This is a genomic window from Pseudomonas sp. LB3P81, assembly GCF_054897965.1.
Genome location: NZ_JBUBVG010000001.1, coordinates 5,130,033 through 5,145,836, shown reverse-complemented (window position 1 = coordinate 5,145,836; position 15,804 = coordinate 5,130,033). Strand labels below are relative to the sequence as shown.

16 protein-coding genes are annotated in these 15,804 nt (G+C 58.9%); 10 read left to right on the top strand and 6 right to left on the bottom strand.

The genetic code is table 11. From position 1 onward, the window contains the following. Positions 1-117 precede the first annotated feature (117 nt). A complete protein-coding gene (locus ACYZTL_RS23980) occupies positions 118-2,439 on the top strand; it encodes a hybrid sensor histidine kinase/response regulator (RefSeq protein WP_461953807.1) in 2,322 nt (773 codons plus the stop codon). Here the strand turns inward: ACYZTL_RS23980 and ACYZTL_RS23975 are convergent. The 3 genes from ACYZTL_RS23975 to msrB form a co-directional block, all read right to left on the bottom strand. After that, on the bottom strand, positions 2,423-2,884 hold the full coding sequence (locus ACYZTL_RS23975; protein ID WP_461953806.1) for a MarR family winged helix-turn-helix transcriptional regulator: 462 nt from the start codon (positions 2,882-2,884) through the stop codon (positions 2,423-2,425). The two genes, ACYZTL_RS23980 and ACYZTL_RS23975, sit on opposite strands and share 17 nt — an antisense overlap. Further along, positions 2,881-3,366 carry a glutathione peroxidase gene (locus ACYZTL_RS23970; protein ID WP_461953805.1) on the bottom strand — a complete coding sequence of 162 codons (486 nt, stop codon included), beginning with the start codon at positions 3,364-3,366 and terminating at the stop codon, positions 2,881-2,883. The genes ACYZTL_RS23975 and ACYZTL_RS23970 overlap by 4 nt, the downstream gene beginning before the upstream one ends. A gap of 195 nt (positions 3,367-3,561) precedes the next feature. Then, entirely contained in the window at positions 3,562-3,957 is a 396-nt protein-coding gene (gene msrB, locus ACYZTL_RS23965; RefSeq protein ID WP_033059242.1) for a peptide-methionine (R)-S-oxide reductase MsrB, read from the bottom strand. 225 nt (positions 3,958-4,182) lie between these two features. Between msrB and ACYZTL_RS23960 the strand changes: the two genes are divergently transcribed. Both ACYZTL_RS23960 and htpX read left to right on the top strand, forming a co-directional pair. Then, positions 4,183-5,394 carry a pyridoxal phosphate-dependent aminotransferase gene (locus ACYZTL_RS23960; protein ID WP_008030363.1) on the top strand — a complete coding sequence of 404 codons (1,212 nt, stop codon included), beginning with the start codon at positions 4,183-4,185 and terminating at the stop codon, positions 5,392-5,394. A 318-nt stretch (positions 5,395-5,712) separates the two neighbouring features. Beyond that, a complete protein-coding gene (htpX, locus tag ACYZTL_RS23955) occupies positions 5,713-6,600 on the top strand; it encodes a protease HtpX (RefSeq protein WP_084321112.1) in 888 nt (295 codons plus the stop codon). A 200-nt stretch (positions 6,601-6,800) separates the two neighbouring features. Here htpX and ACYZTL_RS23950 read toward each other — a convergent pair whose 3' ends face one another. After that, positions 6,801-7,457 carry a thiopurine S-methyltransferase gene (locus ACYZTL_RS23950; protein ID WP_461954366.1) on the bottom strand — a complete coding sequence of 219 codons (657 nt, stop codon included), beginning with the start codon at positions 7,455-7,457 and terminating at the stop codon, positions 6,801-6,803. A gap of 103 nt (positions 7,458-7,560) precedes the next feature. Between ACYZTL_RS23950 and ACYZTL_RS23945 the strand changes: the two genes are divergently transcribed. Continuing rightward, on the top strand, positions 7,561-8,328 hold the full coding sequence (locus ACYZTL_RS23945) for a DODA-type extradiol aromatic ring-opening family dioxygenase (RefSeq protein WP_461953804.1): 768 nt from the start codon (positions 7,561-7,563) through the stop codon (positions 8,326-8,328). 30 nt (positions 8,329-8,358) lie between these two features. Here ACYZTL_RS23945 and ACYZTL_RS23940 read toward each other — a convergent pair whose 3' ends face one another. Next, positions 8,359-9,072 (bottom strand): UTRA domain-containing protein, encoded by a 714-nt coding sequence (locus ACYZTL_RS23940; protein ID WP_461953803.1) that lies wholly within the window; start codon positions 9,070-9,072, stop codon positions 8,359-8,361. 350 nt (positions 9,073-9,422) lie between these two features. On the opposite strand from ACYZTL_RS23940, the gene ACYZTL_RS23935 reads away from it, so the two are divergent. From ACYZTL_RS23935 to ACYZTL_RS23910, 6 genes are all read left to right on the top strand, one after another. Then, the gene (locus ACYZTL_RS23935; protein ID WP_461953802.1) at positions 9,423-10,487 is read left to right on the top strand and encodes an ABC transporter substrate-binding protein; all 1,065 of its coding nucleotides are present in this window, start codon (positions 9,423-9,425) and stop codon (positions 10,485-10,487) included. A gap of 126 nt (positions 10,488-10,613) precedes the next feature. Next, positions 10,614-11,420: an alkaline phosphatase family protein gene (locus ACYZTL_RS23930; protein WP_461953801.1), complete on the top strand. Its 807-nt coding sequence runs from the start codon at positions 10,614-10,616 to the stop codon at positions 11,418-11,420. Positions 11,421-11,425: 5 nt separating this feature from the next. After that, complete coding sequence (locus ACYZTL_RS23925; protein WP_461954365.1) at positions 11,426-12,262, top strand: ABC transporter permease; 837 nt, start codon at positions 11,426-11,428, stop codon at positions 12,260-12,262. Beyond that, positions 12,249-13,049, top strand: a complete 801-nt coding sequence (locus ACYZTL_RS23920) for an ABC transporter permease (RefSeq protein WP_461953800.1) — start codon at positions 12,249-12,251, stop codon at positions 13,047-13,049. Before ACYZTL_RS23925 ends, ACYZTL_RS23920 begins: the two co-directional genes overlap by 14 nt. Further along, positions 13,046-14,035, top strand: a complete 990-nt coding sequence (locus ACYZTL_RS23915; protein ID WP_461953799.1) for an ABC transporter ATP-binding protein — start codon at positions 13,046-13,048, stop codon at positions 14,033-14,035. Before ACYZTL_RS23920 ends, ACYZTL_RS23915 begins: the two co-directional genes overlap by 4 nt. A 34-nt stretch (positions 14,036-14,069) precedes the next feature. Further along, positions 14,070-14,723 carry an HAD family hydrolase gene (locus ACYZTL_RS23910; RefSeq protein ID WP_084321105.1) on the top strand — a complete coding sequence of 218 codons (654 nt, stop codon included), beginning with the start codon at positions 14,070-14,072 and terminating at the stop codon, positions 14,721-14,723. Positions 14,724-14,837: 114 nt separating this feature from the next. On the opposite strand, the gene ACYZTL_RS23905 is transcribed toward ACYZTL_RS23910, so the two are convergent. After that, positions 14,838-15,800 (bottom strand): zinc-binding dehydrogenase, encoded by a 963-nt coding sequence (locus tag ACYZTL_RS23905; RefSeq protein WP_461953798.1) that lies wholly within the window; start codon positions 15,798-15,800, stop codon positions 14,838-14,840. Positions 15,801-15,804: the final 4 nt, after the last annotated feature.

Below are 15,804 nucleotides of genomic sequence, written 5' to 3'. Positions count from 1 at the left end.
ACGGCGTTCGGTGCCCGGGTCATCCCCTGTTGCACAAGGGCTCGCGAGAACATCAGTATCCATGCATGATCGACTATGCTTGAGCAGCGAAGGGAAACGGAAGTGGTTCAACACCCCATGGATATCAAGTTCACCAACCGGCTGTCCTACAAGCAAGCCCGGCTTACCGTGCTGGTCGGTTTCATTCTGGGCACGCTGCTCAGCCTGCTGCAAATAGGCATCGATTATGCCAGTGAAGACGCCTCCATCAACCGGGAAATACTGTCTTTACTGGAAATCAGCCACAACCCCGCCTCACGCATTGCCTACAACATCGACGCCGAGCTCGCCCAGGAGCTGGCACTGGGCCTGCTGCGTTCACCGGCGATCATTGGCGCGCAATTGATCGACAACAACGGTTCGGTGCTGGCCAGCGTCAAGCGCCCTGGCGTACAGAACGGCTATCGGATGATCAGTGACTTCCTGTTCGGTGCCGACCGAGCGTTCGAAGACCGTCTGTATCTGGATCACTTGCCGAGCGAATCCCTCGGCACGCTGCGTCTGGACGTCGACACCTACTCCTTCGGCAACCGGTTCCTGCGCCGGGCCGAAATCACCCTGCTCAATGGATTCGCCCGCAGCCTGCTCCTGACCGGCATCCTGCTGGCGTTGTTCTACGTGATGCTGACCAAACCGCTGGTGCGAGTCATCCGCGAACTCAGCAGCCGCGACCCGCGCAGCGTCGAACCCACCTGGCTGGAGTACCCGACGGGCCATGAAAACGATGAGATCGGTGTGCTGGTACAGGTTGCAAACCAGCAGTTTGAAAACATCGCCACCGAAATCCAGCAGCGACGCAACGCCGAAAACCGTCTGACCGACTACCTCGGGCAACTGGAAAACATCGTGTCGGCGCGCACCGCAGAGCTCAAGGCGATCAACACCCGGCTCAGCCAGTCCAATCAGGAACTGGAAGTCGCGCGCAGAACGGCCCTGGACATGGCCGAAGCGCGCTCGGCTTTCCTCGCCAACATGAGCCACGAGATCCGCACGCCCCTCAATGGCTTGCTGGGGATGATCGCACTTTCCCTGGACGGCCCGCTGAATGCCGAGCAACAGCAACAACTGTCCATCGCCCATGACTCGGGCAAAGTGCTGGTGGAATTGCTCAACGATATTCTCGACCTGTCGAAATTCGATGCCGGCCAGCTCGAACTCGAACACATTCCGTTCGACCTCGGTTCGCTGATCGAGGACACCGCCAACCTGCTGTCGCAGAACGCAGCGCCAAGCGTCGAACTGACGTGCCTGATCGACCCGGCATTTCCGGCGCTGGTGCTCGGCGACCCGACCCGCGTGCGGCAGATCGTCAGCAACCTCTTGTCCAACGCACTCAAGTTCACCCGATTCGGTCGGGTCGATGTGCGCCTGTCGACATTCGAAGAAGGCGTCAGAATCGAAGTCTGCGACACCGGCATCGGTATCGCCCAGGACGCCCAGCTCAAGATCTTCCAGCCTTTTACCCAGGCTGGCGCCGGCATTACCCGACAATTCGGCGGCACCGGGCTGGGGCTGGCGCTGACCTACAACCTCTGCGAAGCCATGCAGGGGCGCCTCACCATCAGCTCGGAAGTGGGTTTCGGCAGCCAGTTCTGCGCTGATCTGCCGCTGCCCTGCCACACCCGCGTCCTGCCACCGGCGACACTGCGTGGCAAGGTCATCGCGATTACCGCGGCCAGCAGCGGGCTGGCTGAGCTGTTAAAGAGTCTGTTGCCGGGTTGGGGCCTCGATTACCAGCAGCGTTCGATCGATGACTCAATGATCGGTCTGAAGCCCGACATGGTGATCACCGATTGCCCGGAATGCCTGTTTGGTCTGCGCCCCAACTGTACCGCGCCAATTTTGCTGGTGACCGCTTACGGCAGTTTCTTGCCCAGCGAACAAGCCAGCGCCCTGGCGCCTCTCCAACAACAGGCGCGCCCGCTGGCGCGCAATGCGCTGTACCAGACACTGCGGCGAACCCTGCAGCCGGAACTCAATATCCTCAACGATGCCCGACTGGAAGCCCTCTCACCCCAACGGCGTGGACGGGTGCTGCTGGTGGAGGACAACCCGGTGAATCAGTTGGTGGCCAAGGGCATGCTAGGAAAACTCGGCTGCGAGGTGATTGTCGCGGCCCACGGCGGCGAAGCGCTGGATCAGCTGGAATACAGTGAGTTCGATCTGGTGCTGATGGACTGCAACATGCCGGTGATGGACGGCTACGAAGCCAGTCGGCAAATCCGTCGCAGCGGACGCTGGCCGCAGTTGCCCATCGTTGCCCTGACCGCCAACGCCATGTCCGAAGAAAGGGAACGCTGCCGTGCGGCGGGCATGAGCGATTACCTGGCCAAACCGTTCCGACGGGAAGAACTGGCCGCAGTGCTGGATTTATGGATGCCGACTACGACAGTGACCTGATCTGCCCCAACAGGTGATCGAGGCCATCGCGCAAGTCGTTGAGCCGATCCAGATCGACGCCGCTGTCGCACAACAGACGGGCCTTGAGCGGCCCGACCTGATCACGCAACGCCTTGCCGGTTGGCGACAGGCTCAGATGCACCTCACGCTCATCCCGCGCCGAACGTTGGCGCTGAACCAGTTGCAATTGCTCAAGTCGCTTGAGCAGCGGCGTCAACGTGCCGGAGTCCAACGCCAGGCGCTCGCCCAGTGCCTTGACCGTAGGCTGCTCCGGCGCTGCATCCTGCCATTCCCACAACACCAGCATCGCCAGGTATTGCGGATAGGTCAGGCCGAGCTGATCAAGCATCGGCTTGTAAGCGCGGATCACCGCCCGCGAGGCGGCGTACAGCTTGAAGCAGAGCTGGCTGTCGAGCTTCAGGGAATCGACGGACAAGGTGTTCATTTGAGCAGGGCTTCGATCTCGCGGCTCATGTCCTGAGGTTTGGTCGCCGGAGCAAAACGCTTGACCAGCTGGCCGTCCTTGCCGATCAGGAACTTGGTGAAGTTCCACTTGATGCCTTGGGAACCCAGCACACCCGGCGCACGTTTTTTCAACTGCACGAACAGCGGATGAGCGCCGGCGCCGTTGACGTCGATTTTTTTGAACAGCGGGAAACTGACGCCGTAGTTCAGCTCGCAGAACTCGGAAATCGCCCCTTCGTTACCCGGCTCTTGCTTGCCGAACTGGTTGCAGGGAAAACCGAGCACCACCAGCCCCTGGTCCTTGTAGGTCTGCCACAGTTCCTCAAGGCCTTTGTATTGCGGAGTAAAGCCACATTTGCTTGCGGTGTTGACCACCAGCACGGCTTTGCCGGCGAAATCAGCCAGGGTCTTTTGCTCACCCTTGATGGTGGTGCACGGGATGCTCAACAGGTTGTCGCTCATGATTATGGCTCCGGGTTCAGGTAGATGAGCCAAACATAGCGAGCAATTGAATTGTGTGCAATTTAATTAATCGATCGCCTAGCGACTGTAGGAGCGAGCTTGCTCGCGAAGAACTTCAAGACACCGCGTTTATCCTGGATGCACGCGTAATCGTTGATGTTTTTCGCGAGCAAGCTCGCTCCTACAGGGCTCGTATTACGAGCGCGGTACCAGGTCCAGGCACACCGAGTTGATGCAATACCGCAGGCCTGTCGGCGGCGGACCGTCCGGGAACACGTGCCCCAAGTGCGCATCGCATTTGGCGCAGACCACTTCGGTGCGGATCATGCCGTGGCTGACATCGCGGATTTCGACCATGGCGCTGTCGCCGATCGGCGCATAGAAGCTCGGCCAGCCGCAGCCGGAATCAAATTTGGTTTTTGAGTCGAACAGCGGCTCGTTGCAGCAGATGCAGTGGTAAACACCGTCGACCTTGCTGTCGTTGTATTTGCCGGAGAACGGGCGTTCGGTGCCCTTGAGACGGCAAACGTTGTACTGCTCCGGATCGAGCATCGCCCGCCATTCTTCAAGGGTTTTTTCCAACTTTTCCATCATCACACCTCAGCAGTTGAAAAAGCCCGATCTGTACCTTTTCCACGGATCGGGCGGCACGTATGATTGCGCCTCGTCAAACGCCAGTCTGGCAGCCAGACCACGCGCATTCAAACGGATTTATGGGTGCTGCCTCTCAAGGCGTCAGCCTGTGTGAATACGCAGGATTCCCAGTACGGTTGGTCAAACGCCGCCTGGATCGTTCATTTTCGGGAACACATCGCCATGCAGGTCAGCAAATCGAACAAGCTCGCCAACGTCTGCTACGACATTCGCGGCCCAGTGCTCAAGCACGCCAAACGCCTGGAAGAGGAAGGCCATCGCATCCTCAAGCTGAACATCGGCAACCCGGCGCCCTTTGGTTTCGAAGCGCCGGACGAAATTCTCCAGGACGTGATCCGCAACCTGCCGACGGCCCAGGGCTACAGCGACTCCAAGGGCTTGTTCAGCGCGCGTAAAGCTGTCATGCAGTACTACCAGCAGAAGCAGGTAGAAGGCGTCGGCATTGAAGACATTTATCTGGGCAATGGCGTTTCCGAACTGATCGTCATGTCGATGCAGGCCCTGCTCAACAACGGCGACGAAGTGCTGGTGCCGGCTCCCGACTATCCGCTGTGGACCGCTGCCGTGAGTCTGTCGGGCGGCAACCCGGTGCATTACCTGTGCGATGAGCAGGCCAATTGGTGGCCGGACCTGGCGGACATCAAGGCCAAGATCACGCCGAACACCAAGGCGCTGGTGATCATCAACCCGAACAACCCGACCGGCGCGGTGTATTCCAAAGAAGTCCTGCTGGGCATGCTGGAGCTGGCCCGTCAGCACAATCTGGTGGTGTTCTCCGATGAGATCTACGACAAGATTCTGTACGACGATGCCGTGCACATCTGCACCGCCTCGCTGGCGCCGGACCTGCTGTGCCTGACCTTCAACGGCCTGTCCAAGTCCTACCGCGTCGCCGGTTTCCGTTCCGGCTGGATCGCCATTTCCGGTCCGAAACATCACGCGCAAAGCTACATCGAAGGCATCGACATGCTGGCCAACATGCGCCTGTGTGCCAACGTGCCGAGCCAGCACGCGATCCAGACCGCCCTCGGGGGTTATCAGAGCATCAATGACCTGGTGCTGCCGCAAGGGCGCCTGCTGGAACAGCGCAACCGTACCTGGGAACTGCTCAATGACATTCCCGGCGTGAGCTGCGTCAAGCCGATGGGTGCGCTGTATGCGTTCCCGCGCATTGACCCGAAAGTATGCCCGATCCACAACGACGAAAAGTTCGTGCTCGACCTGCTGCTGTCGGAAAAGCTGCTGGTGGTGCAAGGCACCGCCTTCAACTGGCCATGGCCGGACCACTTCCGCGTCGTGACCCTGCCTCGCGTCGATGACCTGGACATGGCCATCGGACGGATCGGCAACTTCCTCAAGTCCTACCGCCAGTAATTGGCTTGGCCTCGTGCGACTTTTTCACGAAAGTCGCACGAGGATGAATTCAGCAACATATCTTTATCCCTCGCCGGACATCCCGGCTTCAATCGTCGACCGACTCTCTGTTTCGCGACCGCGTCCAACAATGACGGGGTTTGCGACGCGAATCGGCTGACAAACGCTTCCCGTATCCACGTCGGAAATGCCCTTCAAGCGGCTAGACTCTTGCTGTAGGACACAGTTTGAAATAGTCACCCGGTTGAATAGCCCGGTGCAGCACCTTATATACCCCGCAGTACGCTACATCTTTAGCAAAAGGAGATTTCTACAACCATGATGCGCATCCTGCTGTTTTTGGCCACTAACCTGGCGGTCGTGCTGATTGCCAGCATCACCCTGAGCCTTTTCGGCTTCAACGGGTTCATGGCGGCCAATGGGGTTGATCTCAACCTCAATCAGCTGCTGATTTTCTGTGCGGTCTTTGGTTTCGCCGGTTCGTTGTTCTCGCTGTTCATCTCCAAGTGGATGGCGAAAATGAGCACCAGCACCCAGATCATTACCCAGCCGCGCACACGTCACGAGCAATGGCTGCTGCAAACGGTCGAGCAACTGTCCCGCGAAGCCGGGATCAAGATGCCGGAAGTCGGGATTTTCCCGGCCTACGAGGCAAACGCCTTCGCCACCGGCTGGAACAAGAACGACGCGCTGGTCGCGGTCAGCCAGGGCCTGCTCGAGCGATTCTCGCCGGATGAAGTGAAAGCCGTTCTGGCCCACGAAATCGGCCACGTGGCCAATGGTGACATGGTCACTCTGGCGCTGATCCAGGGCGTGGTGAACACCTTCGTCATGTTCTTCGCGCGGATCATCGGCAACTTTGTCGACAAGGTGATCTTCAAGAACGAAGAAGGCCAGGGCATTGCCTACTACGTGGCGACCATCTTCGCCGAACTGGTCCTGGGCATTCTCGCCAGCGCCATCGTCATGTGGTTCTCGCGTAAACGCGAATTCCGCGCCGACGAAGCCGGCGCACGCCTCGCGGGCACCAACGCGATGATTGGCGCCCTGCAACGCCTGCGTGCAGAACAAGGCCTGCCGGTGCACATGCCGGACACCCTGAATGCGTTCGGCATCAACGGTGGCATCAAACAAGGGTTCGCCCGCATGTTCATGAGCCACCCGCCGCTGGAAGAGCGCATCGACGCGCTGCGTCGTCGGGGCTGACAGGCTCGGCACCAAAAGAAAAGGCCCGCAGTGATGCGGGCCTTTTTTTGTCTGCTTGATTATTGTGGTGCTCATTCCGGCCCCTTCGCGAGCAAGCCCGCTCCCACATTGGATCTTCAGTGGACACAGGATATGTGTACGACAGAGATCAAATGTGGGAGCGGGCTTGCTCGCGAAGAGGCCGGCACAGCTAACATAAATTACCGACTGGAAACCCGGTATACCCGCTCCTCAAGCCGCGTCACTCCGCTCTCGACAAACTTCCAGCTCTCACCCAGAACATCCTGATCTTCCAGAATCTTCAGAGACCACACAGCCCCAAACAACCGTTGCACTTCATCATCAAGCACGGCAAACGGCGGTCCGTCCATTTGCGCCTGGTCGTAATCCAGCGTGATCAAAAGCCCCAACGAATCCTTTGGCAGAATCCGGTTCAAATGAGCTGCGTATTGCTCGCGCATGGTCGGCGGCAGGGCAATCAGCGCGGCGCGGTCATACAGAGCGGCGCAATCGGCAACATCTCCGGCGGTCAACTCGAAGAAATCACCACACCACAATTCGATCGATCCCGCACGGTAGACCTTGAACGGCCCTTGTTCACTGACGTGCGGATCAAATTGGTGCTCGTCGAAGAAATCCTCAACGGCCTTTTCCGACAGTTCGATCCCCAGGACTTCATGACCCTGGTGCGCCAGCCACAACAAATCCAGACTCTTCCCACACAACGGCACCAGTACGCGCGCGCCCTCCTCCAGACCCAATTGCGGCCAGAAACGCTGCAGATATGGATTCACTTCCGGCAGGTGGAAGCCGATCTGATTCGACTGCCACCGCTTGTGCCAAAACTCCGGCTGCATAAATATCTCCGAAAATTCGATCAAAACACCCTAAAACTTATATTAGATTTAGATCAATGATCTGACTGAAGATGACGCCATCTTAACTCTCAGGAGCTCATTCATGTTGCCCAGCCTGTACATATCCCATGGCTCCCCCATGCTGGCCCTGGAACCCGGCGCCAGCGGACCGGCCCTCGCGCGCATTGCCGCCGAATTGCCGAAACCCAGGGCCATCGTGATTGTTTCCGCACACTGGGAAAGCAATGAGCTGCTGGTCAGCGGCAATCCGCAACCTGAAACCTGGCATGACTTCGGCGGCTTCCCCAAAGCGTTGTTCGAGGTGCAATACCCGGCACCCGGCGATCCACAACTGGCGGCAGAGGTTGTCGAGCTGCTGAATACCGCCGACCTGCCTGCACGCATCGACACCAAACGGCCCTTCGACCATGGCGTATGGGTGCCTTTGTCGTTGATGTATCCGCAGGCCGATATCCCGGTGGTGCAAGTTTCGCTGCCTACACGCGGCGGCCCTGCCCTGCAGACCCGCGTCGGGCACGCACTGAGCAGCCTGCGCGAACAGGGCGTTCTGTTGATCGGCTCCGGCAGCATTACCCACAACCTGCGCGAACTGGACTGGCATGCCGGCCCGGAAAGCGTCGAACCGTGGGCCAGGGTATTCCGCGACTGGATGATCGAAAAACTTCAGGCCAACGACGAAGCCGCGCTGCACGACTATCGTCAGCAAGCTCCGAACGCCGTGCGCAACCACCCAAGTGATGAACATTTGCTGCCGTTGTACTTTGCGCGCGGTGCCGGAGGTACATTCAGCGTGAGCCACCAGGGATTCACCATGGGCGCCCTGGGCATGGACATTTACCGCTTCGGATAATGAAAGAACCCGGACCTGCGGCGGCCAGGCTCAGACCACGTCAACGCCGACATGAATCGCATCGTGCCGCCAAAACTCCAGGTCACAATCGATCAGCCGCTCATGCTGGTCGTAATTGACTCGGGCAATGCGCAACCCCGGGCTCCCCACCGACACCCGTAACGCCGCAGCGGCATCCACCGACAGTGCCGTCGGCACGATCTCGAAGCGCACACGCCCGTAATGCAAGTCGTAATGCCGCGCGTACAGCTCGGTAATCGACTGATTCAAATCAAACTCCAGGATCCCTGGAAAATACTGCGGATTGAGGTAGTGCTCCACGTACAGCACCAGCCGCTCGTCAATCCGCCGCGCCCGGCAGACCTGTATCACGCTCGACAACGCCGGCAACTGCAGCCAGGCACAGACCGCTGCCGACGCCGGCTGCAGCCGCGCCGAAATCACTTCGGTGGACGGCACCCGCCCCTGAGCACTGACCATCGCGTGAAAGTGACTACGCTGCATCAGGTTGTAAGCCAGGCGCGGCGGCGACACGAACCAGCCGCGACGCTCCTCGCGATAAATCTGCCCTTGGGCCTCCAACTGCAGCAACGCTTCGCGCACGGTAATTCGTGTAGTACCGAACAACTCACTGAGCTTGCGCTCCGCCGGTAACTTGCTGCCCGGCGCCAACAGCCCGTGATCGAGCTGTTCCTGAAGAACCTGCCCGATGGCTGTCACCGCTTTGGTTGTCTCGATGCGCATCAACGTTACCTATCTGGACTAGACCAGCACTGTTTCTGGGCGAAGCCGTCATTTGAAACGGCTCCGTCAACTTCCCGCAAGCCTAGGCACTGCACATGACTGACAGATGACAAAGGCGCTGAACGGTTCAACAAAAAGGCTGCAATTTCACGGCCAAGTCCTTTCATATCAGCTCTTTAACCATGGTCTACGCTTACTCCGAAGCCTGAGCGCTGATCTTGTAGAAAATGCAGACGGACCGCTGGTCGACATCAAAATGTCATCAGCGGCGCCTAGATTGGCTCAGGTATTGCTGACCTAGACCAACACCACCGCAATCGCAGCGTTGAAAACGCCCAAAGGAGCTTCGGATGAAAAAGCTTTTCCTGGCATCACTGTTAGGTTCGACCATTGCCATGTGCACTGCCGCCATGGCTGCTGATGATTTGAAAACCCTCGAAGCCGCTGCGAAAGCGGAAGGTGCGGTCAACAGCGTCGGCATGCCCGATGACTGGGCCAACTGGAAAGGCACTTGGGAAGACCTGGCCAAAAACTATGGCCTGAAACACATCGACACCGACATGAGCTCGGCCCAGGAAATCGCCAAGTTCGCCGCTGAAAAAGACAACGCCACCGCCGACATCGGCGACGTCGGCGCTGCGTTCGGTCCGATCGCAGTCAAGCAAGGTGTGACGCAACCTTACAAACCGTCGACCTGGGATCAGGTTCCGGCCTGGGCCAAGGACAAGGACGGCAACTGGGCACTGGCCTACACCGGCACCATCGCGTTCATCGTTAACAAAAAGCTGCTGCACGGCTCGGACGCACCGACCAAATGGGCTGACCTGAAAAACGGCAAATACAAAGTCTCCATCGGTGACGTGAGCACCGCCGCGCAAGCCGCCAACGGCGTACTGGCTGCTGCCCTTGCCAACGGTGGCGATGAGAAGAACCTTCAGCCTGCGCTGTTGCTGTTCGCCGACATTGCCAAACAAGGCCGCCTGTCCATGGCCAACCCGACGATTGCCACCATGGAGAAGGGTGAAATCGAAGTCGGCGTGGTTTGGGACTTCAACGGTCTGAGCTACAAGGCCAAGATGGCAAACCCGGATGACTACACCGTGCTGATTCCATCCGATGGCTCGGTGATTTCCGGTTACACCACCATCATCAACAAGTACGCGAAAAACCCGAACGCCGCCAAGTTGGCTCGCGAATACATCTTCAGTGATGCCGGCCAGATCAACCTGGCGCGCGGTAACGCCCGACCGATCCGCGCCGAACACGTAACACTGCCGGATGAAGTCAAGGCCAAACTGCTGCCTAACGAGCAGTACAAAAAAGTAACGCCGATCAAGGACGCGGATGCGTGGGAGAAGACCTCCAAGGCCCTTCCTCAGAAGTGGCAGGAAGAAGTCATTATCAACATGCAGTAATGCTGCATCCGTAGGAGCTGCCGCAGGCTGCGATCTTTTGACTTGGCTTTTTAAGATCAAGATCAAAAGATCGCAGCCTGCGGCAGCTCCTACACCGTTCAGCTTTGATTTCGGAGTTCCGCCCCTATGAAGCACAACGTCATCCTTGTCGTGCTCGACGGTCTCAATTACGAGGTTGCGCGCCACGCCATGGGGCACCTGCAGGCTTACGTTGGCGCTGGACGCGCGGCGCTCTACAAACTGGAGTGCGAACTGCCGGCCCTGTCTCGCCCGCTGTATGAATGCATCCTGACCGGCGTCACGCCGATCGACAGTGGCATCGTCCACAACAACGTCTCGCGCCTGTCCAACCAGCGCAGCATCTATCACTACGCTACTGACGCCGGACTGAAAACCGCCGCAGCGGCCTATCACTGGGTCAGCGAGCTGTATAACCGTTCGCCGTTCGTGCCCGCCCGTGACCGTCACACCGACAATCCCGATTTACCGATTCAACACGGACATTTCTACTGGAGCGACCATTACCCGGATTCGCACCTGTTCGCCGACGCGGAAAACCTGCGCCTGCGCCATGCGCCCAATTTCCTGCTGGTGCACCCCATGAATATCGACGACGCCGGGCACAAGCACGGCCTCGACACCCCGCAATACCGCAACAGCGCCCGTTCGGCGGACATCATCCTCGCCGACTACCTGCAAGGCTGGCTCGAAGCCGGTTATCAGGTGCTGGTGACCGCCGACCACGGCATGAACAACGATCGCTCCCACAACGGCTTGCTGCCCGAAGAGCGCGAAGTGCCGCTGTTCGTGCTCGGCGATGCCTTCAGTTTCAACGCGAGCGCCGCACCGAAACAGACTGAAATTTGCGGCACCGTTTGCGAACTGCTGGGCGTGGCCCACGACAAACCTGTGTGCCGGGAGCTGCTCAAGTGAATGCCATGACTCGCGGCAAATGGCTGGCGGCGCTTTGCCTGGTGCCCTTCACCCTGTTCTTTATCGTGTTCGAGATCGCCCCGCTCGTCTGGGTGATGATCAACAGCCTGCAATCGGAAGAGTTCGGCTGGGGCCTGGCCAACTTCACCAAGATCTTCAATTCGAAGTTCTATCTGCAGGCGATCCAATACAGCCTCGAGATCAGTTTCTGGTCCAGTGTGTTCGGGATCATCATCGCTGTGCTCGGCGCTTATTCCCTGCGCCGGGTCGACTCGAAGCTACGCAACTTCGTCAACGCCTTCGCCAACATGACCAGCAACTTCGCCGGCGTCCCCTTGGCCTTTGCGTTCATCATCCTGCTGGGTTTCAACGGCAGCATCACCATCATGCTCAAGCAGGCCGGGATCATTCAGGACTTCAACCTGTACTCGAAAACCGGGCTGATCATTCTCTACACCTACTTCCAGATTCCTCTGGGCGTGCTGCTGCTCTACCCGGCATTCGACGCCCTGCGCGAAGACTGGCGCGAGTCCGCCGCGCTGCTCGGCGCCAACGGCTGGCAGTTCTGGCGCCACATCGGTCTGCCGGTGTTGACGCCTGCGCTGCTTGGCACCTTCGTGATCCTGCTGGCCAACGCCCTCGGCGCCTACGCCACGGTGTACGCCCTGACCACTGGTAACTTCAACGTGCTGCCGATCCGGATTGCCGCGATGGTCTCCGGTGATATTTCCCTGGACCCGAACCTGGCCAGTGCCCTGGCCGTGGTGCTGGTGGCGTTGATGACCCTGGTGACCGTCGTGCATCAGCTGCTGTTGAAGAGGAGCTACCATGTCTCGCGCTGAATTGGGGCCCGTCGGTGTCTATCATCGTGTCGTGGTTTATCTGCTGTTTGCCATCCTGTTACTGCCGCTGCTCGGGACGCTGATTTACTCAATCGCCAGCAGTTGGTCGGCGACCATCCTGCCCAGCGGCTTCACCCTCAAATGGTACGTGGCGCTGTGGAGCGATCCGCGCTTTCTCCATGCCTTCGGCCAATCGCTGCTGGTCTGCGTCGGCTCGCTGATCCTGTCGGTGGTGCTGATTCTGCCGCTGCTGTTCGTGGTGCATTACCACTTCCCGAAACTCGATGCGCTGATGAACATCCTGATCCTGCTGCCCTTCGCGGTGCCGCCGGTGGTGTCGTCGGTGGGGCTGTTGCAGCTCTACGGCTCGGGGCCGTTTGCGATGGTCGGCACACCGTGGATTCTGATCGGCTGCTACTTCACCGTGGCGCTGCCATTTATGTACCGGGCGATCACCAACAACCTGCAAGCGATCAACTTGCGCGACCTGATGGACGCCGCCCAACTGCTCGGCGCCAGCACCTGGCAAGCGGCGTTCCTGGTGGTTCTGCCGAACCTGCGCAAGGGTCTGATGGTGGCGTTGCTGCTGTCGTTCTCATTCCTGTTCGGTGAGTTCGTGTTCGCCAACATCCTCGTCGGCACCCGCTACGAAACCCTGCAGGTCTACCTCAACAACATGCGCAACAGCAGCGGCCACTTCACCAGTGCGCTGGTGATTTCCTACTTCTTCTTTGTGCTGGTTCTGACCTGGGCGGCCAATATCTTGAACAAGGACAAAAGCGAATGAGCTATGTCAGCGTCCAACATCTTCAAAAAAATTACGCCGGCACCACGGTATTCAGCGACATCAATTGCGAAATCCAGAAAGGCGAATTCGTTACCCTGCTCGGCCCGTCCGGTTGCGGAAAATCCACGCTGCTGCGCTGCATCGCCGGGCTGACCTCGGTTGATGGCGGCAAGATTTTGCTGGATGGTGTCGATATCGTGCCGTTAAGTCCGCAGAAGCGCGGAATCGGCATGGTGTTCCAGAGTTACGCCCTGTTCCCCAACATGACCGTTGAGCAAAACGTCGCTTTTGGGTTACGCATGCAAAAGGTCAACAGCGACGACAGCCAAAAACGCGTTGCCGAAGTGTTGAAACTGGTGGAGCTGAACGACTTTGCCGCGCGTTATCCGCATCAGTTGTCAGGTGGTCAATGCCAACGTGTCGCCCTCGCGCGCTCGCTAGTGACCCGGCCGCGTTTGTTGTTGCTCGATGAACCGCTGTCTGCACTGGATGCGCGCATTCGCAAGCATTTGCGCGAACAGATCCGTCAGATCCAGCGCGAACTCGGCCTGACCACGATCTTCGTCACACACGATCAGGAAGAAGCGCTGACCATGTCTGACCGGATTTTCCTGATGAATCAGGGAAAGATCGTACAAAGCGGCGACGCGGAAACCCTGTACACCGCGCCGGTGGATGTGTTCGCTGCCGGGTTCATCGGCAACTACAACCTGCTCGACGCCGACAACGCATCGAAATTGCTGCAACGACCGATTACTCATCGCATCGCGATTCGCCCGGAAGCCATCGAACTGAGCCTGAATGGCGAACTCGATGCACAAGTGCGCAGCCACAGTCTGCTGGGCAACGTGATTCGCTACCGGGTCGAGGCCCGGGGCGTGGAGCTGGTGGTGGATGTGCTCAACCGCTCGGCGGCCGATCTGCATCCCGATGGTCAGCGTCTGGCACTTTCCATCGATCCGACGGCCCTGTGTGAGGTAGCCTGATGCCTTTGCTGATGTTGAAGAGAGAACTGCACTGATGGCCCTGGCAATTTTTGATCTGGACGAAACCCTGATCCACGGCGACTGCGCCACCCTCTGGAGCGAGCAGATGGGCCGCCTGGGCTGGGTCGATCCCGAGTCGTTCATGCGTCAGAACAACGAATTGATGGACGCTTACAGCCACGGCAAGCTGCGCATGGAGGATTACATGACCTTCAGCCTCGAGCCGATGATCGGGCGCACGCCCGAAGAGGTCGACCATCTGGTAGGGCCGTGGGTGGAAGATTTCATCGAGCCGATCATCTTCAGCGACGCAACCAAAGCCATCGCCGCGCACCGCAAGGCCGGTGACCGGATTCTGGTGATCTCGGCGTCGGGCACGCACCTGGTCAGGCCGATTGCCGATCGCTTGGGCATCGACGAGATTCTCGGCATCGAGCTGGAAGTGTTGCATGGGGTTTATAGCGGCCACACCGTTGGCACGCTGACCTACCGCGAAGGCAAGATCACGCGCTTGCTGGAATGGCTGGATGCGGAAGAGGAAAACCTGGAAGGCGCGAGTTTTTACTCGGATTCACGCAACGATTTGCCGTTGTTGCTGAAGGTAGATTTCCCACACGTGGTAAACCCTGATCCGGTATTGCTCGAGCACGCCGAAAAAGCCGGCTGGCCCATCCATATCTGGAAGTAACGCAAAACCCTGTAGGAGCGAGCTTGCTCGCGATGGACGTGAACGATGACGCTTGCTGCCAGGTAAAACGCGTCGCCTTCAAATTCATCGCGAGCAAGCTCGCTCCTACAAGGGTCAGGTCAGGCTTTCGTCGATCACCAACACCAACTTCCCCGCCACCTTATTGGTCGCCAACTCGGCAAACGCCGCTTCGGCGTCCTTGATCGGAAAAGTCTTCGCCAACTGCGGGCTCAATCGCCCTTCGGCAAACAGCGGCCAGACATGCTGGCTCAAATCACTGAACAGATCTGCCTTGAACTGATCGTCGCGACTGCGCAAAGTCGAACCCAGCAGCTGCACACGCTTGGCCAGCACCTGGGCCAGATCCAGCTTCGCTTCACGGCCGCCCATCAGGCCGATCAGCACCCAGCGGCCATCGCGGGCCAGCAGTTTCAGGTTCAGTGCGGCGTAGTTGCCGCCGACCGGATCGAGAATCACATCGAACGGACCCAAGTCGCTCAGACTTTCAAGTTCGTCGGTGCGTACCACGCCCCCCTGAGCACCCAGCGCTTCGCAGTAAGCCAGCCGTTCGGCAGAACCGACGCTGACCCAGCACGGGTTGCCAAACGCCTTGCACAGCTGAATGGCAGCTGAACCGATTCCACTTGCTCCGGCGTGCAGAAGAACTTTCTCACCCGGCTTGAGCGCAGCCAATTGAAACAAATTCAACCAAACGGTCGCATAGACTTCGGGTAGCGCTGCCGCCTCGGCCAGGGACAATCCTTCGGGCACCGCCAGCACATGCCGTCCGTCGACAACCACCTCTTCGGCCATCCCCCCCCCGGCCAGCAAGGCGCAGACCCGATCACCGACCTGCCACGACGAGCCAGGGCCGACCTCGCTGATCACCCCGGAACACTCTAGACCCAGTACCTGACTGGCCCCCGGCGGTGGCGGATAAAGTCCCGCCTTCTGTAACAAATCGGCGCGATTGAGGCCCGCTGCCGCCACACGAATGCGAACTTGCCCTACATCACATGTAGGACTGGGCTCTTCAAGCCACTCCACTTGACCTTCCACGCCTTGCAATGCTTTCACAGTG

Coding starts and splice junctions, on each gene's coding strand:
- ACYZTL_RS23980 (WP_461953807.1), top strand. CDS start 118: ATGGATATCAAGTTCACCAACCGGCTGTCCTACAAGCAAGCCCGGCTT.
- ACYZTL_RS23975 (WP_461953806.1), bottom strand. CDS start 2,884: ATGAACACCTTGTCCGTCGATTCCCTGAAGCTCGACAGCCAGCTCTGC.
- ACYZTL_RS23970 (WP_461953805.1), bottom strand. CDS start 3,366: ATGAGCGACAACCTGTTGAGCATCCCGTGCACCACCATCAAGGGTGAG.
- msrB (WP_033059242.1), bottom strand. CDS start 3,957: ATGGAAAAGTTGGAAAAAACCCTTGAAGAATGGCGGGCGATGCTCGAT.
- ACYZTL_RS23960 (WP_008030363.1), top strand. CDS start 4,183: ATGCAGGTCAGCAAATCGAACAAGCTCGCCAACGTCTGCTACGACATT.
- htpX (WP_084321112.1), top strand. CDS start 5,713: ATGATGCGCATCCTGCTGTTTTTGGCCACTAACCTGGCGGTCGTGCTG.
- ACYZTL_RS23950 (WP_461954366.1), bottom strand. CDS start 7,457: ATGCAGCCGGAGTTTTGGCACAAGCGGTGGCAGTCGAATCAGATCGGC.
- ACYZTL_RS23945 (WP_461953804.1), top strand. CDS start 7,561: ATGTTGCCCAGCCTGTACATATCCCATGGCTCCCCCATGCTGGCCCTG.
- ACYZTL_RS23940 (WP_461953803.1), bottom strand. CDS start 9,072: ATGCGCATCGAGACAACCAAAGCGGTGACAGCCATCGGGCAGGTTCTT.
- ACYZTL_RS23935 (WP_461953802.1), top strand. CDS start 9,423: ATGAAAAAGCTTTTCCTGGCATCACTGTTAGGTTCGACCATTGCCATG.
- ACYZTL_RS23930 (WP_461953801.1), top strand. CDS start 10,614: ATGAAGCACAACGTCATCCTTGTCGTGCTCGACGGTCTCAATTACGAG.
- ACYZTL_RS23925 (WP_461954365.1), top strand. CDS start 11,426: ATGACTCGCGGCAAATGGCTGGCGGCGCTTTGCCTGGTGCCCTTCACC.
- ACYZTL_RS23920 (WP_461953800.1), top strand. CDS start 12,249: ATGTCTCGCGCTGAATTGGGGCCCGTCGGTGTCTATCATCGTGTCGTG.
- ACYZTL_RS23915 (WP_461953799.1), top strand. CDS start 13,046: ATGAGCTATGTCAGCGTCCAACATCTTCAAAAAAATTACGCCGGCACC.
- ACYZTL_RS23910 (WP_084321105.1), top strand. CDS start 14,070: ATGGCCCTGGCAATTTTTGATCTGGACGAAACCCTGATCCACGGCGAC.